The organism is Rhizobium sp. IBUN, from assembly GCF_000510625.1.
Taxonomy (GTDB): Bacteria; Pseudomonadota; Alphaproteobacteria; order Rhizobiales; family Rhizobiaceae; genus Rhizobium; species Rhizobium altiplani.
On record NZ_AZNV01000066.1, the window covers coordinates 1 to 21,442 of the forward strand.

Here is a 21,442-nt window from a genome sequence, read left to right on the forward strand (position 1 = left end):
CACCGTCGAGGGGGCCGCACCAACGCGCGCCGCAATCGACTTGTGGCCAAGACCTTCCGCAAATCTGTATCTCAGAATCTCGCGGACACGCCGCATCTTTAGTCTCTCCGCTGGCATCGCGTTCCTTCCTCTCAGGCAACTGAAAGGAGGAACGTCTCACCAGCAGGACACCCCGACAAACAGCCCCAATCAGGGGGCGGCATCATCTCGGAACAAGGGGGCGGTTAATTCTCGGAATTGGGGGGCGGCATCATTTCGGAATGCGGGGGCGGATTGCCTCGGAATCCGCAGAGGACCAACGCTTCGTCCGCATTCGCTGCCTCCAAAACGCGGTAGCCGGCCTCTTCGAGCAGATCGACAGTATCGAAACGAAGCTTCGCCTCGTCTTCGACAACGAGGATGTTTTTGGCACGATCGCGCCCGACAGGCCTTTCCGTCATGCGTAGGCGATCGAAGACTTCCTGACCGTCGGCAGAGGCGCGGGTCTGCTCGAGGAGTTCTCGCTCCAGGACAGCCTGTCGCCAATGAATCTGATCTTCACCGTACGGTCGTCCCGCCTGCTCCCAAAGTGCATATGCGCGGTGAGCGATCCAATCCTGTCTGTTATCAAAAATCATCGTTCGTCCCTTGGTTTTGCAGCCATGACATGCGCGCTACAAAACGGAAGAGAAGTCGCCCGGTTCCCGTCCTTTTGAATCTGTTATGCTTGCAAAGCGTTGGAGATCTCGTGCGCGAGTTGATCCTGGGTATATGGCTTCCCAAGCCTGACTGCGTCTACCTGCACTCCTGCCGGCAGATCGGCATAGCCGCTCGCAAGAAGCACGGGCAGGTCGGGAACTAACTGCCGTACGGCATGGACAAGATCCGCGCCATTCATACCGGGCATGGAATAGTCGGTGATCAGAAGATCGAACTGCTGATCGCTACCGAGAATTTCGAGCGCCTCCGCTCCCGAATGAGCTTCCACCACTTCATGCCCAAGGTCGGTTACCATATCAGCCGAACTCATCGCGATCAGGATGTCGTCATCAACCAGAAGGATGCGCTTCGGCTGTTTGTCGGCCATGATGACGGGTGATGAGCCCTTCATGTGCATCTGCACGACGTCACCCTCCACCGCTGGGATCAGGAGCTGAGCGGTTGTACCGGAGCCGAGCACGCTCTCTAGGCTAAAGCTGCCCCCATGTTGCAGCGCCAAGCCATGGATCATGGAAAGACCGAGGCCTGTACCCTTCCCGAGTTCCTTGGTGGAAAAGAACGGTTCCACCGCCTTTGCGAGCGTATCCTCGTCCATTCCTTTCCCATTGTCGGTAACGCTCAGAAGGACATAACGACCGGCAGAAAGTTCCTTGTCTGCGGGCGGGACATTGATCTCTGCAAGCGCAATCTTGAGCGAACCTCCGTCGGGCATGGCGTCCCGGGCGTTGACCGCAAGGTTTAATAGGGCAAGTTCAATCTGGTTTGCGTCAGCAAGAACATGCGGCAGGTTCTCGGGCATTTCTTTGTCCAAAATGATCATCGGACCGACAGATCGCCGGAGAAGATCCTCCATGTCTGTTACCAGCTTGCGCAGGTCAACCGCCTTTACCTGCAGATCCTGGCGCCGTGCGAATGCCAGCAAGCGCTGGGTCAGAGATGCCCCTCTTTTCGCGGCTTGAAGCGCTCCATCAACCAGCCTGACCAGACGCGCCTCACTAGTTACCGCCTTGCGGATCAGTTCCAGATTTCCGAGTACCACCATCAACAGATTGTTGAAGTCGTGAGCAACGCACCCTGTCAATTGCCCGATCGCTTCAAGCTTTTGAATCTGGCGTAGTTGCTCTTCCGCCTTTTGTCGCTGCGCGGCCTCGGCCAAAACAGTGTCGTGGGCAGCTTTCAACTCGGCGGTTCGGGCCGCGACACGCTCTTCGAGCAATTCATTTAATTGTCGCTGCTGCTCCAGGATCTGGCGGCGCTGAGTGAAGTCGACCGAAACGCCGACCAGCTTGACCGCGACCCCCGACCGCTTGCGCAAGAGCTGTGCCCTGTTCTCCACCCAGTGGACTGAACCGTCCGGCCAAATAACGCGATACTCAACCGCAAACCCAACACCCGTTTCGATCGTTGCAGTCAGGGCTTCGTGCACGCCTTCAAGATCGCCGGGATGGATGCTGGCCTGTAGTGTCGGGTAGGCAAATGGTTCGTCCGGCAATCGGCCGAAGATCGCCTTGCATATTGGGGAAGTCGATAGCTCGTAGGTGACGAGATCCAGTTCCCAGGAGCCGAGCCTGCCCGCCTCGAGGGCAGTTTGCAGCCGTCGTTCCTGTTCGCGAAGCTCCTCGATGCGAGCTCGCGCCTCGTACTGGCGGCGTCTTCCTCGCATTGCGGTTTGGGCAACGCTAATGAAGCTGGTGGCATGGAACGGCCGCTCGATGAAGCTGACGTTCCCCAGAATTCCTGACAGCCGCCCTGCAGCTGGATTGCGCTCCGAGCCGCCGCCTCGCTGCGTTAGAACGAGGAACGGCATGTCAGACCAGGAAGCCTGTTGCAATATCCATTCGGAAAGCGGTTTCAGGTCGGCATTGTGCAACGCCTCTTCCGTCAACACGACGAAGGCGGTGTCGTCGCCAATTGTCCGCATAAGAGCTGCCAGATCGGACACGGCCTCGCTGGGCATGCCCGCCTCCCTGAGAAGCGAGGAAGCAATCTGAGTATCTCTGCCCGAAGGCGCAAGTATAAGGCTGGTTGCGAGCTGATCAGGAATTTTTGCGCTCCTCCCCTTTCGCCTCCGACATGAGAGACTGCCTTTCGCCCAGGAAGGTGGGGACACCCCCCAGGACACCCTGGAACGCCGACAGCGGTGCTCCCACCGTCAGTCCACTTTCGCTGATTCCATATTCACGGATCGTGTCTTCATGCTTTCCGGCGCGCTTCTTGACGACGGAGATCGCCCTGCGAACCTTGCCCAAGGCTTCGAAGTAACGCAGAAGAACGACTGTGTCTGAGAGATATGTAATGTCGACTGGGGCTTTCATATCGCCGACCAGCCCGTGCTGCGCAACTGTCAGGAAAGTTGTTGCGCCCTGGCGGTTGAGGTATTGAAGCAGTTCGTGCATGTGAAGGATGAGCGCGTTCTCGCCGGGCATGGCCGCCTGATAGCCATTTATGCTGTCGATCACGACGGTCTTGGCATCAAAATCTGCGACACGGTCGCGTACGCGCTGGGCGAACTCTCCCGGAGACACCTCGGAAGCATCGAGTTGCTCGAGATGCAGCTTGCCTTCATCCCGCATGCTTTCGAAGTCGAAGCCAAGGGCCTTTGTCCGATCAAGCAAGAGCCCAATCTCTTCATCGAAGACAAAAACGGCAGCCCGTTCTCCACGTTTGACTGCTGCATCGACGAACTGCAGTGTAAACAGGCTTTTGCCGGTCCCGGCTGGGCCGATGAGCAGGGTGCTCGATCCACGCTCGATGCCCCCACCGAGAAGACGATCGAGTTCGGCAACACCGCTTCCGACCCTGTCGCGGGTAAATTCCGTTTTGTGTTCCACGGCCCGAAGTCTCGGGAAGACCCGCACACCCCCCTTGCGAATGATGAAATCGTGAAAGCCACCGCGAAACGCGCGCCCGCGATATTTCATCACGCGCAGACGCCGGCGTTCGGAGCCATAATCCGGAGCCAGCTGTTCAAGGTGGATAACACCATGGACGACACTGTGAACGGTCTTGTCCAGGACATCCGACGTCATGTCGTCGAGCAGCAGCACCGTCGCCCCAGATTGCGCAAAGAAATGCTTGAGAGCAAGGATCTGGCGGCGATATCGAAGCGAACTCTGCGCCAGCAAGCGGATTTCCGAAAGGCTGTCGATGACCACCCGGCTCGGCTTGTGGCGCTCGAACACCTCAAAGATCATCTTCGTCGTCTCTCCGAGCTCAAGGTCGGACGAGTAGAGAAGACTTTGCTGCTGGTCGGCATTCAGAAGGCTTTCCGGGGGAACAAGTTCGAAGATTTCCAGGCTGTCGTCGATCGTCAGCCCGTGCGACACTGCGGTGCCTCGCAGTTCCTCTTCGGTTTCGGAGAGAGTTACGTAGAGGCACTTTTCACCTGCCGACGCTCCGTCAAGCAGGAACTGAAGTGCGATTGTCGTCTTTCCCGTTCCCGGCGCACCTTCGAGGAGAAATACGTGCCTGCGGCTTAAGCCTCCGCATAAGACGTCATCCAGGCCGGGAATTCCGGTTTTAGCCTGGGTCTGTTCGTCGAGCATCCAGATCCTACCTCCCAACTGGTTGCAAACTCATTCCGTGGTGCAAATAGCTAGTTGTAGGCTGGCGCGACAGCAATGTCGTTCTGCCAACCATTTTGCCAGGCCATTCGTCTTCGTTTTGGATCGATGGGCCGAAAACCGGCAATGACACATGCGACGGTCCCGGCCGGAGTTGCAGCAAACAAAAGGCTCGGAACCGAATTGAGCTTTCCCAGTCCTTTGAGCTTTCCCGGTCCTTCAAGTGTCTTGCGGCTTGGCGGGCCGTGCCGCTGATCGTCTTCGTTATGTCAGCTACACGTTGGCGCATGTCTTCCGATTGTTGGCGAAGCGTTCCCATCTCCCGCTCTTCATGGACGTCGCGCTGCTGCGGGATGCCCGTGGATGGCCTGTTCGCCTCGACGACAGCGCGGGAAACCGGCATGCCAATCGTCTCGCCGTTCGTTTCGAGCGTTCTGCTCTCGGCCATCCTTCACCCCATAACCCTCTCACCTTGCATCTAAAGCGTCCAACGGGCCCGCCGGCCGGTGTGCCGTACGAGGGCTCGATGCCTACGGCCGGGACGTTTCATCGGCTTCTGGTCGCTTAAAACGTTTAACTGAACCTCTGGTTCCACGAGCCGCGGCTCTGTGGCAGATCCGCGACAAGAATCCGCTTTCAAGCCGACTCCGCTTTTTCGTCAGCGACATCCTCGACGCATTGGGCTTTTTCCGCGAGTTGTGTACTCATCTCGCGAAGTTGTTTCTCGTCAAGCTTCTCGATCCCGACAAACTTGTTTTGCGCCTGTGAGGTCAAAATGAGCTCGTCGAGCTTCGCCTGCAGGGCTTTGCCATCTCGGTTCTGAGAGTTCTGCAGCACGAAAACCATCAGAAAAGTTATAATGGTGGTGCCGGTATTGATGACGAGCTGCCAAGTTTCAGAGAAACTGAATACCGGGCCAGATGCTGCCCAAACCGAGACAAGTGCGACCGCCATCACGAAGGTTACCGGTTTTCCTGACAACTCGGCAACAGCAGTTGCGAATTTTGAAAAGAAATGGCCTGAGTTCATGACGTTCTCTCGTTACCTAGTGGCAAGTAACGCAGGCGTCACATTTAAGGTTCCGGTTAGCCGAGATCCTGTACGCTGGGAGACAAAGAAATGACTGACCAAAGGCAATAAAAACCGACCAAGGACGTCATCGATCCGGTGGACGACCAGAAGCTGCCTCTGCCCTTTTCAGGCCCGCCGGCCTATGCGGTTCTCAGCCAAGATTCGCGTTGTGATCTGATCAATCACCCGGACCTTGTGTCCGGGCGGAAACCAATGACGAATTCAACCACCTTCGCTTGCGACATCTCGCAGGGGCGAAGAGCGTTGCGGCCATTTTCTAATCTATAAAGATTGAAGCTGACGATATCGCTCCCTCCAAGGTCCTCGGCAAAGAGCCACTCGCGCCGGCCGTCCAAGGATCGCTTCACGGTTGCGCTCCAGCGCCGCCCCTTGAAATTGCCTTCAAGGTAGCCGGCTGGCAATTGGGCCAAGGCAACTTCGAAAGCGGGAATGTCCCAGCGCTCTGCGTTCGGCTCCAGGCACTCATTGCATATGCCGCATCCGTCTTCGTCTATTTCCCCCGGAGTACGTGATCGATTGCAGCAAAGACAGGTGATGAAATTACTGAAGCTACTGACTTTCAGGGGTGGAATAATTTCGATGGTCGGATTGGAGGATAGTTTAGTTGTCAACGCATCCATCTCGAGGCTCCACTTCGAGGTTTCTTTTCAGATAGGTAATCGGGTCCTTTGCACAAGATCAGTGTTGAACATCCGAAGGCACAAAGTCGAGAAATGACGCCGTTTGCCGTACAAACAGGTGGCTCCCGAGCGTCCTGGCGAAGTGCTTCTCGAGGCCCACTTGTCGCCCAAACTTTCCGCATTTATATGCGCGTTTCCTGAAATAATCGTAAAAACAATGTGTTTCGGCGCCCCTCACCGATTATGCTAACCTTCAAGTCTTGTGGGGGAGTGCAGGATGAGCGACCGCTCAATCGGAATGCTAATTGCTGTGGAAATATGTGCCTTATTTTGGATTGCTACGGCGGTCTTCATATTTGGCGTGCCCTGACTGCGTGAAAGCGGTTCAGGCATCAGCCCAACTTGCAAATTTCCAACAGTGACTGCGCTCAAGCCGTTTGACGAGCTAACGAAATCGTCCGGCGGCGGGAACTTCTGATCATCCTGGAGCTTTCATTGAGGCACTGGACAATGGAGATGACCAATGCCTGATCCCAAGGATTCCCCAGCAGTTAAATCCATGCAGAAAGAACAGGCGGAACAAAGACGTCGCGCACGCCAAGGAGGGCTCGATCAGGGATTGGAAGACACTTTTCCGGCTTCTGATCCCGTTTCAGCTACGACTACCGGCGTCCCCACCGGAAGGACGGACGCGGAGGTTGCTGAACGCGTGAAATCAGAGCCCGACCCATACACGACGGAAAGCAACAATGGCGATCCGCTCCGTCCAGGGTCAATAGGTGAGAATATTCGTGCGCTGCGGCTCGATACAAATCGGCTGGCGAAGTCTTTTTCCGGCGTGGCATCCGACTCAGTTGGAGTAGCGAAGGCACGAGCCGGAAGTTTGCTTGACGATGTGAAGGAAACCGTTCGTGATAGACCCATTACCGCGGTTGCGGTCGTCGCCGCTCTTGCGTTTGTGTTCGGAGCGACGCGGTAACGAGCCGACGTTCCAAGGCGGGCAATGCTATCGCAGGCGCTCATTCGACCAGACGGGAACTCGGATCACTCGTATCTCACGCAGTCGTCGGGTGATGAGGTGCCCGTAGTCGCTTCCATGCGGAAAGTGTAACGTCATCCGAAGATAAGACTTTTTATTACACCCCTCGCACTTAAAGCGCCTAAGCACCCTGTCGAGTGTGATGTTGCCGCAAAGCTCCATGAGGTCCGCTGGGAGATAGTGATGCGTCACTTTGCAATAGTCGCAGGTAATGACGAGGAGCTGACCCTGTTCGCGAGCGCCTTCAATGGTCCATTGTCTAAGGCGCTTGAACGGATGGATTTCAGGCATCAGGCTTTCACATGTTCAAGTTCATAAAGGTTGCGGCCCTTCTCTTGCCAAGAGACGATTGAACCCTCAGTTCAGCGGACGTTTGCGTAATCGAGCGATCTCGCCGCACAAGAGCAACATGGGAGAACGGCCATTTCAGCGCGATTGACTAAGTTCTCTATTTGTTCTTTTTGGCTCGCATGTCAATAGGAATGCTTGGGATGTTCTTGATCGACTGGACGAACAGCATTTTCCTATTTCTATCCGGCTGCCAAAAAAGTAACCACCGACCGTCGAACGGTTCGACTGGTCTTGCCAAGCGCGCCCATTCACTTGGTTGGACACGATTTCGTTGAAGCTCGGCACAAGGCCACGCGACCGGGTCGGACGAATGCAATTTGAAACTTTGTCGGCAACGTGCTTCGGAGCATGCATCTCAGGCCCGCAGGCTTCGAAAACTCGCATCTGGTGCGGGCCACTAGGTGTGCCGTCGCCGAGATCACAATCTAGCCAAGCAAAAAGGTACCTCGTTGCTCTCACCAATCCCCTTGCGGTTTATTCCCAAGCATCCATGCTGGAACAACTTGGTCACAGATCTGTTGCTCAGACACAAATCGAAGTTCGGAGGATTTGCTATGAAATTGACCAGAGCCCTGTTGCTTGGAGCGCTTGTGACCACAATCATTACATGGCCATCCCCGGCGCTATACGCGCAAGACCTGGAATTTCGGGTCGGCCCAGGTGGAGTTGGAATTTATGATCGAAACCGAGAGCGACGCGTAAGAGAGCGCTGCAATCCCGACGACGCTCTCGATCTCGCACGTGACGCAGGATTCAGGCGACCTCAGATTGCCAGGGTAACGTCGAGAAGCGTTGTCGTTGAGGGGTTCACCCGGGCGGGGCCGGACAGAATCGTCTTCGGCAATTCCCGAGGGTGCCCGGAAATCGGCTAGCGCAGGCAGCCCGGTCTCATCGCAACAGCGCTTGCGTAGTGTGTACGCTGTCGAACACGGAACTAGGAGGGGTTTTGCCAGATCGCGGGTGCGGGTATCATCTAGCCGGACTGGTACTCGCTGCGATACCACTGTTTGAGACACGAGATCGCGATGACTTTACGGGCGGCGGGGGCGGCGAGTCGAGCCTGCAACACGGGCTCCTCGCCGTGTTATCAAAAATATTGGCGTTGAGCACACGGGGTCGCAAAACAGTCGGAAGACGAGCTGGAAGCATGTCCTGAAGGGTGCGGGCCTCTCTATGGCTCGACCGCTTGCGAAATCGCCACGGCCAGCTGTGCCTGTGAATAGGGCTTTGGTAATCGCGCGACTGTGCGATCCGCGCCTTGTGGAAGATCTGCATAGCCCGTTGCCAGTACGACTGGCAGGCCAGGCCACTTTTGCTCAATCATTCCTGCCAGCTGGGACCCGGTCGTTTTTGGCATCGCATGATCCGTGATCACGAGGTCGAAATTGCAGTTCTCAGAGAGAATCTTCAGCGCTTCCTCAGCGGATTGAGCAGGCGTCGTCGCATGGCCGAGATCCTCGATCAATAAAACCGCATTCGTCAAGACGAGTTGATCATCATCGACCACGAGAATATTGAGCGGTCTGTTGTAGCTTTGGGGAGCGATCTTCTCCTCCGCTTGATTTGCTTTCGCTGTTTCGTCAACACCCCCGGCTGTTGGAAGCCACAGCTCGGCACACGTGCCCTCGCCTTTGGTTGAGAGAAGGATGAGCCGTCCTCCGCTTTGAGCCAGCAAGCCCTGGACCATCGACAGGCCGAGTCCTGTTCCTTTACCGACGCCCTTCGTTGTGAAGAATGGTGTGGTTGCGTTTGCCAGCGTTTCTTCGTCCATTCCCTCCCCATTATCCGTCACCGAAAGACAGATATAATTGCCCGGTTTCAACTCACTGCGATCGCCAGCCGCAATCGAATGCCGCTTTGCGCCTATCGTGATCTCGCCGTCCGACGAAATGGCATCGCGGGCATTGAGCGCTAGATTGACGAGTGCATTCTCCAACTGGTTCGGATCGCACTGAACTTTCGGAAGACCCAGGGGAAAATTCGTGTTGATTTCGATCGGGCCAAGCGACCGCCGAAGCATGTCCGTCATGCCTCGGACGAGATCGGGGATGTCAACCGGCTGCAATTCCAGTTCCTGTTTTCGGGAAAAAGCAAGAAGCCGTTGTGTCAGCGATGCTCCGCGCTTGGCGCCCTGTATGGCATTTCTGATCAATCCCGTTACGTCCTGCCCCGCGGCGGCTCGCTTTTCAGCAATCTCAAGGCTGCCGAGAATGGCCATGAGCAAGTTGTTGAAGTCATGTGCGACCCCGCCCGTTAACTGGCCAACAGCCTCCATCTTTTGAGCCTGAAACAGGCCTCTCTGCGCCTTGGCGAGGGCCTCCTCGACCTGGCGCTTTTCCGTGATGTCGCGAGTCACCTTTGCAAATCCAATGAGTTCTCCGCCTTCGGAGCGGATCGCATCGATGATGACGTTCGCCCAAAATCGCGACCCGTCCTTGCGCAAGCGCCATCCTTCTCGCTCGAACCGACCCTCGCGCTCTGCTATCTCAAGGGCGCGGACGGGAAGATTTACCGCTTTGTCCTCGTCGGTGTAAAACCGTGAAAAGTGCTGGCCGATAATTTCTTCGGGCGTGTAGCCTTTGATACGTTGGGCCCCGACGTTCCAACTCGAAACAAACCCCTTGGGACTGAGCATGTAGATCGCGTAATCGGTGACGCCCTGAACGAGTAAGCGAAACTGCTCCTCGCTGCGCCTGAGGGCCTCTTCCGCGCGCTTACGCTCTGACAAATCCCTTGTGATCTTGGCAAAGCCAATCACCTGTCCGTTGTCGCGAAGGGGGTCAATGACAACATGTGCCCAAAAGCGCGTACCGTCCTTTCGAACGCGCCATGCCTCTTCCTCGAACCGCCCTTCCTGCGTGGCCAAATGCAATGCCCGCGCCGGCAGACCCGCTTCCTGGTCCTCTGGAGTGTAGAATCGCGAGAAATGCTCCCCAACAATCTCGTCGTCCATATATCCCTTGAACTTGTTCGCGCCGGTGTTCCAACTGCTGACATACCCATTAGGATCCAGCATGTAGATTGCATAATCGCTGATAGCGTCCATAGAGGTGCGATAACGGTCCTGAACCGCTCCGGACGATGGACTGATCTCGGGACTCATCCTTTATCCTCGTTACATGTGCGCGAGTGGAACATCATTGCCTTAACTAAAAGATCGTCGTTTGGTTTCCAGCCGCACCTGAAAGTGTTCCGGAGGTAATCGGAAGAAACAAATGCAAGCCCGAACAGTGGCTCTGGCGACGGGTTGATCAGTGTCCACTCCCATGATGACGGAACAGGAGGGACTGCACGCGTGTTAATTAGAGCAGGATGTCATCGTGCCAGTGGAGGAAAAATTCAATGGGCATCTTTAACCGCATAAGTCACGCAATACTCACGGGGTCGGATGAACTGGGAGCGCCACCGCCTCCCGGTCCGGGGGCACCACAGTCAGACCAGATTTCCGAACGTCCTCCAATTGTCACCGATCCTGCGACCGGGGCGCCCCGCCACCTTTGCGCCCAGATGTCGACGTCGCTGCCATCCTGGACGCGGCCGCAAGAATTTCCGCACAAACGCTGGATTGGCGGCACTCGATCGTAGACCTCATGAAAGCAATCGGAATGGACGCCAGCATTCAGGAACGAAGGGATTTGGCGACCGAGCTCGGCTTTAGCGGCGACAAGGATGACAGTGCAACGATGAACACCTTCCTGCACAAGACGCTTATGAGGAGGCTCGCGGAAAACGGCGGTAGAGTACCATCGGACCTTCTCGATTAGAGCGCGCCCACCAAGGGACGTGCAGCCAGGGCGAAGGCCGTCGTCTTTCCAACTTTGGCGCCCGAAACGCAATTCTACAAGGGACACGGGTCGCAGGTGCGATATTTGACCCGCTTTTTTTCGTCTTTTGTGAAGGAACAGACCGGCAGCCTTGGTGTTAGGTGGAACGAGACCGCTGTCCATTGTCGGTCTCGCCATTCAACCAAGGAGTAGACGACATGGCATCCCAAGGCGGTTCTCACGAGCAGCATGTTAAGGCCGGCAAACAGAGCCATAAAAACTCTGATACGAAGCAGGCATCAATGACCCGCAATGATCAGGACAGCTCAGATCGCAGCAGCAAGGCAAGCGACCAGCGCTCCAAAGGAGGGCAGGGAAGTCACAAGGGTAAGCACTGACTGATGTCGAAGCCCGCGAACGAGCGGGCTTCATACTTTAGAGCGGCCAACTTCATTGGCCAACTACCCTGACAAGCGACCAGGCTATACCGACGCCGGGGTCCTGAATGCGCCGACTGCACGGTCCAGCTGCCGCTAAATGTCGACCTCAACGTCATGCGCGGCCCCGCTGTCCCTCCTGTCAATCCTACATCAGCAAAGGATAGTGGCAACGGCGCCAAGGACGGACGGCGGCCGGGAAGAGCACCGTTTCCGTACGCAAGCGGACATAGAATCTGGGAGGCCCTGCGAGTATAATCTCTCCGTCGGCCATTGAGTACTGGGCAAAGGCCGCTTGGGAGATCAGACGTGCTCTTGCCTCTGGTGGAGCGACCGATGTGCCTTTTAACTTTCTTGACATGATGGACTACTCAGACCGCGAGTTCTACCCAAGCTGTGAAATCTTGGTGCCAGTCAAACGAGGTCGACCCCGAAAGCGAGCGCGGCCGTGCGGCGACCGGCCGTGCGATTGAATTATTCAATCGCAACCCCAGCCTGAGCAGCGAGGACTTGCAGCAAGCCCTGACTTCCAGCCCTCCCTGAAAGGGCCGACAGGCGCGCCGTCAGCCAGCACTACCGCACCACAAGTCCCTCTGACTCTGGCTCTTACTCGCCGGGAGAGCCAGCATCACCGGTCGCACCAGACGCGACGTCGAGGATGATCGTCCTTTCACTAGTGGGGCGAGGCGAATGAGTGACTCGTTGACGCGAACGCCACTCCTGAGTAAACGCAAATGGCTGATGCTGACTTTTGACGCCGTTTTTCCCCACGCCGACCTACTGGGTATTCTACGGACATGTCGAAGGGATATGCATATGAACGCTGAAATAATTGCACCGCTTGTTGCTGCGGATGGAACATTGATAACTGCCATTGCATTGCTCATCCGAGAAATTCGGATGTGGAGAACCCTGAAGCGTCGGCCCCGGCGACCAACGAAATAGCGAACGCGCGGATCGCCTCCTCATAGGCTTATAGATTGAAACATTGCCGGTAATGATAGCGCATCGCTGCTACGCGCCCTGATAACGATTTCAGCGCCAATAATTATAATTGCGCTCGGCCGACGAGCGGCCCACCAGATATCCCAGCGCAAATGCCATAGTTCCGATGCCCAGTACGAGGCTGGTCGCGGTACGCGGGTGTTCCCCAGCACCTGATACGAGCGCATTGGTTTCGCGCTTGACTGCTTCACCAGCCACCCTTGCCGCGTGAAGCATCCCTTCAGGTTTGTCAGGTGGTGATCCGGTGAAGCCTGCTTTGAGGTCTTCTGCCATACGATCTGTCCTTTTGCTCGGCGAGCAATATTCCGCGAAGTGCAAAAGCCCGACGAGGAAAGCTCGACGTCGGGCTTTTTGCGGATGAGATCGGCGTTTCTATGCCCGAAAGCATCTGTGAAGGTGATTGAGGGTTGATAAAGCGCTCAAGCCCCGGCTCTCTTAACATGTTGAAGGTGACGATCTTCACGCCACGGTTGACCGCGTCCTGAAGATCATGAAGAAGTCGAGGCGAAGACGTTCCGACGTTCTGGCCGAAATAGAAAATGCAGTCAGTGTTTTCGAAGTCGGATAAGATGGCGGTGCCCACGGACGCACCAATGCTCTCCGGCAAAGCCACTGACGAGCTCTCGTGGAACATGTTCGAGCTATCCGGCAGATTATTGCTGCCATACATCCTGGCAAAGAGCTGATACATATAGCTGGTTTCAAGCGATGCCCGTCCCGAGGTGTAAAAATCGACCTCCTGCGGACGTCGTCCAGCAAGCTCCTTGCCGATCTCCTCGAACGCCGCTTCCCATGAGACCGGGAGGTATCTGTCTGTGGCGGCATCAAAACGCATCGGCTGCGTCAAGCGGCCCTGCTCCTCAAGGTCGTGGTCCCGCCACCCTTCGAGGTCAGTAAGCGTATGGTTTGCAAAAAAGGCAGGATCTGCCCGTCGGCTCGTGATTCCCCACGCTGTAGCCTTCGCACCGTTTTCGCAAAACTCGAGAGGGTGAGGTTTGGCGGGCTTTGCCCAGGCGCAACTCACACACATGTAGCCATCCGGCTTATTCTGCTTGGCGAGAAGGCCAGACCCGGCCGCGAACTTATGCTCACGCGCAAGGACAGCCGCGACAGACCTTGCTGATCCCCAGCCGCCTGCCGCACCTCCGTAATGTTTGATCGTGGGTGGTGATTTTGGATCTGCGGACATCCGCGACGTTTCCTTTTCATGCGGCAGTCGCTGCAAACAGCCTCTCGGGCACGTCTTTCCTGGGCCTGCCCAAGCGATTTCTGGCTTTCCATTCCGGCGCCGCAAGGGTGAACGACGCCGCGACGACCTCGTGTCTACGGCTGTTGGTGTTCGCCACTGCCCGTTCGCACTTTGAAGGTCTTGACCTCATCGACCACCCGATCCTTGACCGCATCATGCATGTCGGATGCTACCGCGACCGCCTTGTCGTAGGCGTCGGATGCGATGGCTTTACCCTCGGCAAGAGCCTCGCTCGCCTGGACAGTAACGGCTTCCTTTGCCGAGTCCGATGTCTCACCAAGCAATTCGTCTTCCGTCTCGGTGTGAGGGAGCGCGGCGCCGATCGCGGCCCCGACCGCGAATGCAGGATGGCTGGGGGTTTGGGACGCAGTCGCGGGTGCGGCCATCGGCCTTTGCTCGCGCTCTCGTGGGGTTGGTTCGTTCGACATGGAAGCCTCCACTTACAGGAACAGATGCCCCCAAACCTTGTTGAACGACGTTTGTTCCGTCCGAGGTGATCGCCAGTGCAAGGCCGCATTTGTGGGAAAATTTCGCCATCAAAGACGAAGGAGAAGCGTCCTGGCTCGTTGGAGCGCAGTGCAACTGGGTGTGATCCATCCCGTCAAACGCAGCGGGTCCGCGCCCTCGTCAAGCAGCGATTACGCGGCCGGACCTCTCTCCTCGTTGGTCATCGGCACGCGCTCCCCAATATACGCCATCTATCATTGGCACTTTCTTGTATTGGGCAGTTACTTGAGTTTTGATGCCGCTTTGTCGGCAGCATCGCGATCTGGCCCGTGCCGCATAATGATGCGTTTTGCATCCTCGCTGGAAATCCCGTGCTTCTTCGCGAAATAGGCAACTTCATAAGGTTCGCTTGCGGAAGCGCGATTGCGGTCAACCTGACCCCGCTTCGATTTGTCGTCTGACATTACTTTCTCCTCTGCTGCGGAGGCGGAACGCACAGAGGAATCCAATGTTCCTGCACTGGAAAGACACTTGCTCAGGCATCAGCCGAATTCACTCCGAGCCTTGACACCAGAGCTTCCTGTGTCACCTTGACCGAAGGGGGAAACGACATGTTTGATATCGGCACGGTATACAATTTCACTCTGATTGAAGGCACTTCGGACGGATGGAACGAGGTTCGGTCCACCGAGCGTGTGGCTGATATCGACGGCCCTCTACTGAAGTTTGAGTCCGGCCGGATCATCAACGCGCATTCTTCATTGTTCGTTTCGGCGGTCCCCGTGACCATGCTGGCATCGGCTTCGCCAGCAGAAACGGCTGATGTCGGCACAACAGTCTAACTCGAAGCGCCAATTTCGCCGCGTGCAAAACACAGCGGAAAGATCTGGCCGCAGAAAATCGACACGTCACCTGCCTCAAGTGGCGGCCCAGATGTGACACATTGGACGGGGGGCACGATCGCGAGCAAGCTCAGCAACCGTTCCCAAAGGCAACCAGGGCGACAGTTCAGGATCATTGAACTTCGCGGCGGCTGAGACCAGATTCACGCTCGGCGGAGCTGGCAGCGCCTGTTCGGCCGCCGCCCAGTCCTGCAGGATAAAAATTCCTCCCTTGCCCCTCCATCAATCGTAGTGGGCGACGGCGTACAGCCGTCAACGAGTCTCATCACGGAGCTGCGAACGCTCAAGCGCAAGCATCTCACCCTTGCCGGGCGCCCAGCGAGGTTAACTGGCCAAGGGAACAATGTCTGGGGCGCAGCGTTCGAAGCGTGCAAGAGTCTCTTATGAAAGGTTATTGAGATGGGTCGCGGTATTTTACTCTGGCTTCTCGGCATCCCCCTGCCGATCGTTATCCTGCTCGTCCTCTTCATGCGATAGGAGGCCAGAATGTCTCTAAGCGAAAGTAAAGTAACGGACGTTCTCCCGGTCGAGTCCTCCAAATCTGCGCTCGCCTGGGGTCCGATCATCGGTGGCGCGGTTGCTGCGACAGGAATCACACTCATTCTCCTTTTGGTAGGATCGGGAATGGGCCTGACGATGGTGTCGCCGTGGTCTAGCGAAAACAGCTCGGCCGCAACGGTCGGCGTAGCCGCAGCGATCTGGCTCGTTGTTGTTCAGTGGCTGTCTGCTGCCCTCGGAGGATATCTTACGGGGCGACTTCGAACGAAGTGGGCTGCGGCACACACCGACGAAGTTTTCTTTCGCGATACCGCCCATGGCTTTCTCAGTTGGGCACTGGCAACGCTGTTCGTGGCAGGGTTCCTGGCGTCGTCCTTGACGTCCCTTGCCGGAGCAGGGGCGAGCGCTGTCGGCACTGCTGCCAATACGGCGGGCATCGCAGCAGGGGCCGCGAGCGCGGTTTCGCGTGACGGCACCGACCTTTCAACGTCCTACTTCACCGACGCGCTGCTTCGCCCTCAACAGGTCACCCAGCGGGCGCGTGAAGAGGATGGAGCGGCAAGCGCGGAAATCGCAAGAATTCTGCTGCAAGGAACGGCACGGGGAGAGGTGCCCGATAACGACAAAACCTATATCGCCAGCATCGTCGCAGCACGCACCAATCTTTCTGAAGCGGATGCACGTGCCAGGGTCGACGCAGTTCTGAAGCAGATTGAGGATGCCAAGGTCGCCACTCAAGACGCCTTGGACAAGACGCGGAAAGCAGCCGCCACCACTGCCCTTGTTGGCGCCCTGTCCCTATTGATCGGAGCCTTCATTTCCTCTGCTGCCGCGGCGTTGGGTGGCAGGCAGCGCGACGAGGAAGAAGACCTGGTCGCTACCCGATATTGACCTTCAATCTCCGTTGAATCCAATTGAGAAAGTGTGCCGCCAGGCACGCTTTCTCGGTACCAGATTTCCAACTCGGAGTGATGTGCTTCCAGAGCATCAGCCCAGTTTGCTCGCTCGCTCCTATTGTGGAATTAGACAGGGTCGTTGGCGAGAGGGACCATGCGGAAAGGCCCGCGGCCAATGAACCACAGGTCTTGTTGCTTAGTTCGCCAGATGCGTCCACTTGGAGCGCACGTCGGATGCGCTCATTGAAAGATGCACGTGTGCGTCGACGTGGTCGACCCACTCCAGGGGAATGAGATGGTGATGTTCTCCGTCTGGAGAATCCGACTTCGTGAGTTTGATGCTCTCGCTTCCCTCGAGATAGTCCACCGTTCCGATATGCTGGCCGTCGGCAGATTTGACTTCCATATGGTCTTTGATGTCGCTGGCTAGAATCATGGCTATAATCTCCTCGGTTGGACTCAAGTCTCCAACTCGAGATGGTCCAAATGGTTCCGCCCTTTGCAAGGGGTGTTCCAGCCTGTTTAATTTGGACACTCGGACGATTCACCGCAGGTCTGGATCCGTCGCAGCCATCAACCATTCTTCAGTTCGCATGATTTCGACCTGTACCGAGAAGCGATCTCCCAGCAATTGCAGGGAAGCGTCATGCGTGTCGTCCGCGCTGCTGCAAACGGCATCCTTCAGCAAGATCACACGATATCCAAGGTCGATCGCGCCAAGGGCCGCAGCTAAGACGCATATATCCGTCTCTCCGCCACTCAATACAATGGTCCCGACTTCCTCGCTGCCAAGCGCGGAGTGAAGGCGGCCGTCGACCCAGGGAGAATAGAGAAACTTGTCGAATATGCGGGCCGGTGGAACGAGAGCATGCAAGGAAGAAACCAGCTCAATCATTTCAGGCGATAGCCGATCTGTCGTCATCATCGGCCACTTCTCATAGTAGGCCTTCCACATCCCAGGCATGGCTTCCGCATTTCGGGGTGGAATGAATCGTGTGAAAATCGTGCGCTGGGGAAAGCGGGATGCAACCTCGACCACTTTCGGTGAGACAGCCTTCATCCATGGCACCTGCCAGGGTGTGTCTTCCGCAAACATGCGCTGCATATCAATACAAAGATGAATCCACCGCTCCACGCGCATTCCTATTCGTCCCGCTGTGACTTGAGCCAATGCAAGACAGCACTTTCCTCCTCGTCCATCCACCTGAGCAACCGCTGGCTGGTCGTCTTGCGTCTGAGCACGTCACAAAGTCGACCAGCGCGAAAATCGCGGAATACGGCAGGATGGATATAGGAGGACCTGCAGACGGCCCTGGTGTTGACCAGCTTGGCCGCGACCAGATCGATCGCCTCGTTCATCTGCGAAACAACTGCCCGCTCCGAGCTTGCGGTATCGAGCGGCGCCAACGCCGCGACCGCCAGGCAGGTGGCCCCCCAGGTTCGAAACTGGCGCGACGTGAATTCGTCACCCGCGACCTCCCTGATATAGGCGTTCACGTCCTGGGAGGAAATTTGCCGGCAACCACCATCCTCGCACATGTACTTGAACAGCTGCTGACCGGGAAGCTCTTGCAGTCGACGGATGACGTTGGCGATCCGGCGGTCCGAATGGGCGAGGTTCCACTCCTTGCCTGACTTGCCCTTGAAGCGAAATCTTACGGTCGCACCCTCGATCTTGACATGCCGATTGCGCAGGGTCGTCAATCCGTAGGACTTGTTTGTCTCAGCGTAGCCGGCATTTCCGATGCGGATATAGAGATTGTCGAGCATCCACACGACGGTTGCGAGTGCCTTGTCAATGGTCAGCCGGCGCGCACGAAGGTCCGTATCAACGCGCTCGCGAATATCGGGAAGCCGCATGCCAAAGTCGGCCAGCCTGTCAAATTTTGTGCGTTCGCGCTCGGCCTTCCACTCAGGATGATATCGGTACTGTTTGCGTCCACGAGTATCGATACCAACCGCCTGCAGATGCGATCGAGCATCGGGCGAAATGATGACATCGCGATAAGCGGGCGGAATCGCCAGCCCGTTCAGGCGGGCGATCTCGTCTTTATCCGTTAGGCGGCGCCCGTCCGGGGCGTAATAGAGAAAGCCGTTCTTGCCGCACTTGCGCTTGATCCCCGCCTCCAGGCTGGAAAGATAAACAAGGCCAGTTGAAAGTTTGGCTTCCGCAACCACCGCGGCGATCGCATTTTTGGAGAGCATCGTTGTCATGGTCACAAAACACCGAACGAGGATCATGGTTCCTTTCGGGAACATCCGCGCAAGCTCTGAGTTTGGGCAGCGCAAACCCGACATTCGGAGGACACGATGGCTACTCAAAAGACACTGGACGATCTCTTCCTGGACACGCTCAAGGATATCTACTACGCGGAAAAGCAGATCCTGAAGACGCTACCGAAAATGGCGCGCGCTGCCCAGTCGCAAGAAGGCAAAGCTGGGTTTCTCCAACATCGCGACGAGACCCAGGGGCAAATCGAGCGCCTAGAGCAGGTATTTGAGATTATCGGCAAGCCTGCCCGTGGCAAGACCTGTGAGGCGATACAAGGTATCATCTCAGAGGGCGAGGAGATCATTGAAGAATTCAACGGGTCTCCAGCATTGGATGCCGGCCTGATTTCCGCCGCGCAGGCCGTCGAGCACTACGAAATCGCCCGCTATGGCACACTGATCGCCTGGGCCAATCAGCTCGGTCTGAGGGATGCAATCCCGTTGCTGAAGCAGACCCTTGCAGAGGAAGAAGCGACCGACAAGAAACTGACACAGCTCGCCATGGCAGCAGCCAACGCAAAGGCAGCCTAGGTACGGTCAGCTCGGCCGATCTCGTATGCGGCCGAGCTTTCCTTGCTTTGCAGAAACAGGAATGAAAAGATGCCATATGTTGCATCCCCCAGCTATTGTGACGATGCGCAAGCGCGAGAGGCAAATCTCATCCAGTGTCTCCTACCCGCAAAGCGGTTTCTGGATGAGACGTCACATGCGTCCGAGACGGAAAGGATTGAGAAGCTCGTTGCATCCGCAGTTGGCGCCGGATGGGATGAGGACGAGGTCCGCAAAGCACTCAAGGTCACAAATGCACACTCACGTCAGGCTTCAACCGATACCCAAGAGTTCGCAACAATCGGATTGGTGCCGACTTCGACGAAGACACCGTAAGGTGCTGTCCCAGCTCTCGTAGGGTTTCCAGCAGTCAGCGCATGTCACTCCATGACCTGGCCTCGTCCTTTCAGCCTTTACGTGGCCGTCATCAAGCGCGTGAAGGACCAAACTTCACAGCCAGGAAGGTTAGGACCATGAAACGATTTTTCTTCAACATCCGAGAGGGCGACGAACTCATCGAGGATCCAGATGGCACTCTTCTTTCGGATCTCACCAGTGCGATTTCGGAAGCGAACGGCGCTGCTCGAGAACTGCTTGCAGCGGAAATCAGAAATGGTCGGTCGGTCGATGGGCGCAGCATCGAGATTGCCGATGAAACACGCACCGTCGTGGCCGTGATAGCGCTGCGCTCGATCGTGGCGAACGAATGAGCGTCCTCATCCCAGCTTCCGCTCAAAAAATCCGAGACTGAATAATCCGCCGCAGACAGCCAAGGGACAATCGCCCGATTCAAGACGATCGTCAAAAGAGCCGTGCTACGCGAAAAAGCGCCTGAGGGAAGTGGCCAATGCCTGCGGATTTTCCTCGGCGACATGGTGGCCGCTGTCTAGCGGATGCCCCTCCACATCGTTTGCCCAGGAGCGCCAGATCGGCAAAGGGTCCCCGAAATGATCCACGAGATCATCGAAACGTGACCACAGGCATAGCAACGGACACTGGATTTTCCGGCCATGCTTTCGATCCTCGACGTCATGTTTCCAGTCAACGGTCAACCCCGCGCGGTAGTCCTCGACCATCCCATGGATGACGACCGGGTTCGTGAGCGCCGAAACGACGTCGTCATAGGCTTCCTCGCCCATGAGGCCAGGCTTGATCGCGTACCAACCCAAAGGATTGGCATTTATCGCTGCCTCCGGCTTGAGTTCTTGAGAGAAGAAGAACCAGTGATACCAATCGCGGGCAAAGCGCCAGTCCATGCGCTCGAGATGGTCGATGATCGGAATGCTATCGATGACCGCTAGCCTTTTCACCGCCAAAGGATGGTCCATCGCGAGCCGAAACGCGACATAGCTACCGCGATCGTGCCCGGCAACGGAGAATGTGTGGTATCCGAGGATCCGCATCAGTTCCAGACAGTCCATAGCCTTTTCTCGTTTAGACGAGGCATGGCTGTCAGGCGAATCCTGCGGTTGGAAAGATTTCCCGAATCCTCGCAGATCGGGGCAGATCTCGAACTTCACGGCGGGCCTCGCCGAAATGCTTGCGGTCAAGGGGATCCGTGTTAACGCAGTAGCACCCGGCCCGATCTGGACACCGCTCATCCCGTCGACAATGCCCGCTGACAAGGTTGCCAAATTCGGTGAGCAGACCTTGATCGGTCGCGCAGGACAGCCCGCCGAACTGGCGGGCGCCTTCGTCCTTCTCGCCTCAGAGCTTGGCAGCTTTATGAATGGGGCCGTGGTCCCCGTGACCGGCGGCGAGATCATGATCTAGTACTACAGTTGCGTTTTGTGTCTTGTTTTGTAGTGAGCGCTCATTGCGTAGGCTTGATGCTCTCGTCGCCAGAGTGACCATGCGAGAACGAAGGCCGTCCTGATCGGCGGTCGCAGTAGGAGCCGGGTGATCAGATAGCGGATCTCTGCGACGCTTGGTAGAAGCGCAAGTTTGTTGGTCAGGCGGCGATTGGCGGGTTTGGACTCGTTTCGTTCGGTTTGCCACCGGCGCTGCGGCGCAGGTCGGAGCCCAACTTAGCAAGGAACGCTGCGGCCGCCATGACGAGC

18 protein-coding genes and 5 pseudogenes are annotated in these 21,442 nt (G+C 56.8%); 8 read left to right on the top strand and 15 right to left on the bottom strand.

Translation table 11 applies throughout. The features are described 5' to 3' along the window. Positions 1–224: 224 nt before the first annotated feature. From RHIBUN_RS36080 to RHIBUN_RS38095, 6 genes are all read right to left on the bottom strand, one after another. Complete coding sequence (locus tag RHIBUN_RS36080; RefSeq protein WP_245271776.1) at positions 225–617, bottom strand: DUF2934 domain-containing protein; 393 nt, start codon at positions 615–617, stop codon at positions 225–227. Positions 618–700: 83 nt separating this feature from the next. Continuing rightward, positions 701–2,656: a PAS domain-containing hybrid sensor histidine kinase/response regulator gene (locus tag RHIBUN_RS0131130; protein ID WP_198021211.1), complete on the bottom strand. Its 1,956-nt coding sequence runs from the start codon at positions 2,654–2,656 to the stop codon at positions 701–703. 79 nt (positions 2,657–2,735) lie between these two features. Beyond that, positions 2,736–4,244 (bottom strand): ATPase domain-containing protein, encoded by a 1,509-nt coding sequence (locus RHIBUN_RS0131135; RefSeq protein ID WP_025662639.1) that lies wholly within the window; start codon positions 4,242–4,244, stop codon positions 2,736–2,738. Positions 4,245–4,251: 7 nt separating this feature from the next. Next, on the bottom strand, positions 4,252–4,710 hold the full coding sequence (locus tag RHIBUN_RS34970; RefSeq protein WP_025662640.1) for a hypothetical protein: 459 nt from the start codon (positions 4,708–4,710) through the stop codon (positions 4,252–4,254). Positions 4,711–4,898: 188 nt separating this feature from the next. After that, positions 4,899–5,291: a low affinity iron permease family protein gene (locus RHIBUN_RS0131145; protein WP_025662641.1), complete on the bottom strand. Its 393-nt coding sequence runs from the start codon at positions 5,289–5,291 to the stop codon at positions 4,899–4,901. Positions 5,292–5,515: 224 nt separating this feature from the next. Next, positions 5,516–5,974: a hypothetical protein gene (locus tag RHIBUN_RS38095; protein ID WP_198021212.1), complete on the bottom strand. Its 459-nt coding sequence runs from the start codon at positions 5,972–5,974 to the stop codon at positions 5,516–5,518. A gap of 523 nt (positions 5,975–6,497) precedes the next feature. On the opposite strand from RHIBUN_RS38095, the gene RHIBUN_RS0131155 reads away from it, so the two are divergent. Both RHIBUN_RS0131155 and RHIBUN_RS37760 read left to right on the top strand, forming a co-directional pair. Next, positions 6,498–6,953 (top strand): hypothetical protein, encoded by a 456-nt coding sequence (locus RHIBUN_RS0131155; RefSeq protein ID WP_025662643.1) that lies wholly within the window; start codon positions 6,498–6,500, stop codon positions 6,951–6,953. A 1,040-nt stretch (positions 6,954–7,993) separates the two neighbouring features. Further along, positions 7,994–8,236, top strand: a pseudogene (locus RHIBUN_RS37760) (hypothetical protein); the annotation flags it as partial. A gap of 299 nt (positions 8,237–8,535) precedes the next feature. On the opposite strand, the gene RHIBUN_RS0131165 reads toward RHIBUN_RS37760, so the two are convergent. After that, on the bottom strand, positions 8,536–10,467 hold the full coding sequence (locus RHIBUN_RS0131165; protein WP_025662645.1) for a PAS domain-containing sensor histidine kinase: 1,932 nt from the start codon (positions 10,465–10,467) through the stop codon (positions 8,536–8,538). A 239-nt stretch (positions 10,468–10,706) separates the two neighbouring features. Here RHIBUN_RS0131165 and RHIBUN_RS37765 point away from each other — a divergent pair. Continuing rightward, a pseudogene (locus RHIBUN_RS37765) lies at positions 10,707–11,128 on the top strand (DUF3597 domain-containing protein). Positions 11,129–12,600: 1,472 nt separating this feature from the next. Here RHIBUN_RS37765 and RHIBUN_RS36090 read toward each other — a convergent pair. The 4 genes and pseudogenes from RHIBUN_RS36090 to RHIBUN_RS0131190 all read right to left on the bottom strand — a co-directional run bounded on the left by RHIBUN_RS36090 (position 12,601) and on the right by RHIBUN_RS0131190 (position 14,730). Beyond that, positions 12,601–12,843 (bottom strand): hypothetical protein, encoded by a 243-nt coding sequence (locus tag RHIBUN_RS36090; protein ID WP_084659919.1) that lies wholly within the window; start codon positions 12,841–12,843, stop codon positions 12,601–12,603. Positions 12,844–12,925: 82 nt separating this feature from the next. Continuing rightward, a pseudogene (locus RHIBUN_RS0131180) lies at positions 12,926–13,759 on the bottom strand (molybdopterin-dependent oxidoreductase); the annotation flags it as partial. Positions 13,760–13,893: 134 nt separating this feature from the next. Further along, a pseudogene (locus RHIBUN_RS0131185) lies at positions 13,894–14,163 on the bottom strand (nutrient deprivation-induced protein); the annotation flags it as partial. 384 nt (positions 14,164–14,547) lie between these two features. Next, positions 14,548–14,730 carry a DUF3606 domain-containing protein gene (locus RHIBUN_RS0131190; protein ID WP_025662649.1) on the bottom strand — a complete coding sequence of 61 codons (183 nt, stop codon included), beginning with the start codon at positions 14,728–14,730 and terminating at the stop codon, positions 14,548–14,550. A 147-nt stretch (positions 14,731–14,877) separates the two neighbouring features. Here RHIBUN_RS0131190 and RHIBUN_RS0131195 point away from each other — a divergent pair, with 147 nt between their 5' ends. Together RHIBUN_RS0131195 and RHIBUN_RS0131200 are read left to right on the top strand one after the other, a co-directional pair. Next, positions 14,878–15,108, top strand: coding sequence for a hypothetical protein (locus RHIBUN_RS0131195; protein ID WP_025662650.1), 231 nt, complete (start codon positions 14,878–14,880; stop codon positions 15,106–15,108). 546 nt (positions 15,109–15,654) lie between these two features. Further along, positions 15,655–16,557, top strand: a complete 903-nt coding sequence (locus RHIBUN_RS0131200; RefSeq protein ID WP_025662651.1) for a membrane protein — start codon at positions 15,655–15,657, stop codon at positions 16,555–16,557. 201 nt (positions 16,558–16,758) lie between these two features. Here RHIBUN_RS0131200 and RHIBUN_RS0131205 read toward each other — a convergent pair whose 3' ends face one another. From RHIBUN_RS0131205 to RHIBUN_RS0131215, 3 genes are all read right to left on the bottom strand, one after another. Further along, positions 16,759–16,998, bottom strand: coding sequence for a DUF2171 domain-containing protein (locus RHIBUN_RS0131205; protein ID WP_025662652.1), 240 nt, complete (start codon positions 16,996–16,998; stop codon positions 16,759–16,761). Positions 16,999–17,106: 108 nt separating this feature from the next. After that, positions 17,107–17,703: a cysteine hydrolase gene (locus tag RHIBUN_RS0131210; protein WP_025662653.1), complete on the bottom strand. Its 597-nt coding sequence runs from the start codon at positions 17,701–17,703 to the stop codon at positions 17,107–17,109. Between the two features lie 2 nt (positions 17,704–17,705). Next, a complete protein-coding gene (locus RHIBUN_RS0131215) occupies positions 17,706–18,776 on the bottom strand; it encodes a DNA topoisomerase IB (RefSeq protein ID WP_025662654.1) in 1,071 nt (356 codons plus the stop codon). A 96-nt stretch (positions 18,777–18,872) separates the two neighbouring features. Here RHIBUN_RS0131215 and RHIBUN_RS0131220 point away from each other — a divergent pair, with 96 nt between their 5' ends. Together RHIBUN_RS0131220 and RHIBUN_RS0131230 are read left to right on the top strand one after the other, a co-directional pair. Beyond that, the gene (locus tag RHIBUN_RS0131220; protein WP_025662655.1) at positions 18,873–19,364 is read left to right on the top strand and encodes a ferritin-like domain-containing protein; all 492 of its coding nucleotides are present in this window, start codon (positions 18,873–18,875) and stop codon (positions 19,362–19,364) included. A 491-nt stretch (positions 19,365–19,855) separates the two neighbouring features. Further along, positions 19,856–20,092 carry a hypothetical protein gene (locus RHIBUN_RS0131230; protein WP_025662657.1) on the top strand — a complete coding sequence of 79 codons (237 nt, stop codon included), beginning with the start codon at positions 19,856–19,858 and terminating at the stop codon, positions 20,090–20,092. 105 nt (positions 20,093–20,197) lie between these two features. On the opposite strand, the gene RHIBUN_RS0131235 is transcribed toward RHIBUN_RS0131230, so the two are convergent. Beyond that, a complete protein-coding gene (locus tag RHIBUN_RS0131235) occupies positions 20,198–20,983 on the bottom strand; it encodes an alpha/beta hydrolase (protein ID WP_084659922.1) in 786 nt (261 codons plus the stop codon). Here RHIBUN_RS0131235 and RHIBUN_RS34475 point away from each other — a divergent pair. After that, positions 20,889–21,155, top strand: a pseudogene (locus tag RHIBUN_RS34475) (SDR family oxidoreductase); the annotation flags it as partial. The gene RHIBUN_RS0131235 and the pseudogene RHIBUN_RS34475 sit on opposite strands and share 95 nt — an antisense overlap. Between the last annotated feature and the right edge of the window lie 287 nt (positions 21,156–21,442).

What these genes read in the sequence shown, in the direction of transcription:
- RHIBUN_RS38095 (WP_198021212.1), bottom strand. Translation starts at nt 5,974, where the DNA reads ATGGATGCGTTGACAACTAAACTATCCTCCAATCCGACCATCGAAATT.
- RHIBUN_RS0131155 (WP_025662643.1), top strand. Translation starts at nt 6,498, where the DNA reads ATGCCTGATCCCAAGGATTCCCCAGCAGTTAAATCCATGCAGAAAGAA.
- RHIBUN_RS36080 (WP_245271776.1), bottom strand. Translation starts at nt 617, where the DNA reads ATGATTTTTGATAACAGACAGGATTGGATCGCTCACCGCGCATATGCA.
- RHIBUN_RS0131130 (WP_198021211.1), bottom strand. Translation starts at nt 2,656, where the DNA reads ATGCCCAGCGAGGCCGTGTCCGATCTGGCAGCTCTTATGCGGACAATT.
- RHIBUN_RS0131165 (WP_025662645.1), bottom strand. Translation starts at nt 10,467, where the DNA reads ATGAGTCCCGAGATCAGTCCATCGTCCGGAGCGGTTCAGGACCGTTAT.
- RHIBUN_RS0131230 (WP_025662657.1), top strand. Translation starts at nt 19,856, where the DNA reads ATGAAACGATTTTTCTTCAACATCCGAGAGGGCGACGAACTCATCGAG.
- RHIBUN_RS34970 (WP_025662640.1), bottom strand. Translation starts at nt 4,710, where the DNA reads ATGGCCGAGAGCAGAACGCTCGAAACGAACGGCGAGACGATTGGCATG.
- RHIBUN_RS0131135 (WP_025662639.1), bottom strand. Translation starts at nt 4,244, where the DNA reads ATGCTCGACGAACAGACCCAGGCTAAAACCGGAATTCCCGGCCTGGAT.
- RHIBUN_RS0131235 (WP_084659922.1), bottom strand. Translation starts at nt 20,983, where the DNA reads ATGAGCGGTGTCCAGATCGGGCCGGGTGCTACTGCGTTAACACGGATC.
- RHIBUN_RS0131190 (WP_025662649.1), bottom strand. Translation starts at nt 14,730, where the DNA reads ATGTCAGACGACAAATCGAAGCGGGGTCAGGTTGACCGCAATCGCGCT.
- RHIBUN_RS36090 (WP_084659919.1), bottom strand. Translation starts at nt 12,843, where the DNA reads ATGGCAGAAGACCTCAAAGCAGGCTTCACCGGATCACCACCTGACAAA.
- RHIBUN_RS0131210 (WP_025662653.1), bottom strand. Translation starts at nt 17,703, where the DNA reads ATGCGCGTGGAGCGGTGGATTCATCTTTGTATTGATATGCAGCGCATG.
- RHIBUN_RS0131215 (WP_025662654.1), bottom strand. Translation starts at nt 18,776, where the DNA reads ATGACAACGATGCTCTCCAAAAATGCGATCGCCGCGGTGGTTGCGGAA.
- RHIBUN_RS0131145 (WP_025662641.1), bottom strand. Translation starts at nt 5,291, where the DNA reads ATGAACTCAGGCCATTTCTTTTCAAAATTCGCAACTGCTGTTGCCGAG.
- RHIBUN_RS0131195 (WP_025662650.1), top strand. Translation starts at nt 14,878, where the DNA reads ATGTTTGATATCGGCACGGTATACAATTTCACTCTGATTGAAGGCACT.
- RHIBUN_RS0131200 (WP_025662651.1), top strand. Translation starts at nt 15,655, where the DNA reads ATGTCTCTAAGCGAAAGTAAAGTAACGGACGTTCTCCCGGTCGAGTCC.
- RHIBUN_RS0131205 (WP_025662652.1), bottom strand. Translation starts at nt 16,998, where the DNA reads ATGATTCTAGCCAGCGACATCAAAGACCATATGGAAGTCAAATCTGCC.
- RHIBUN_RS0131220 (WP_025662655.1), top strand. Translation starts at nt 18,873, where the DNA reads ATGGCTACTCAAAAGACACTGGACGATCTCTTCCTGGACACGCTCAAG.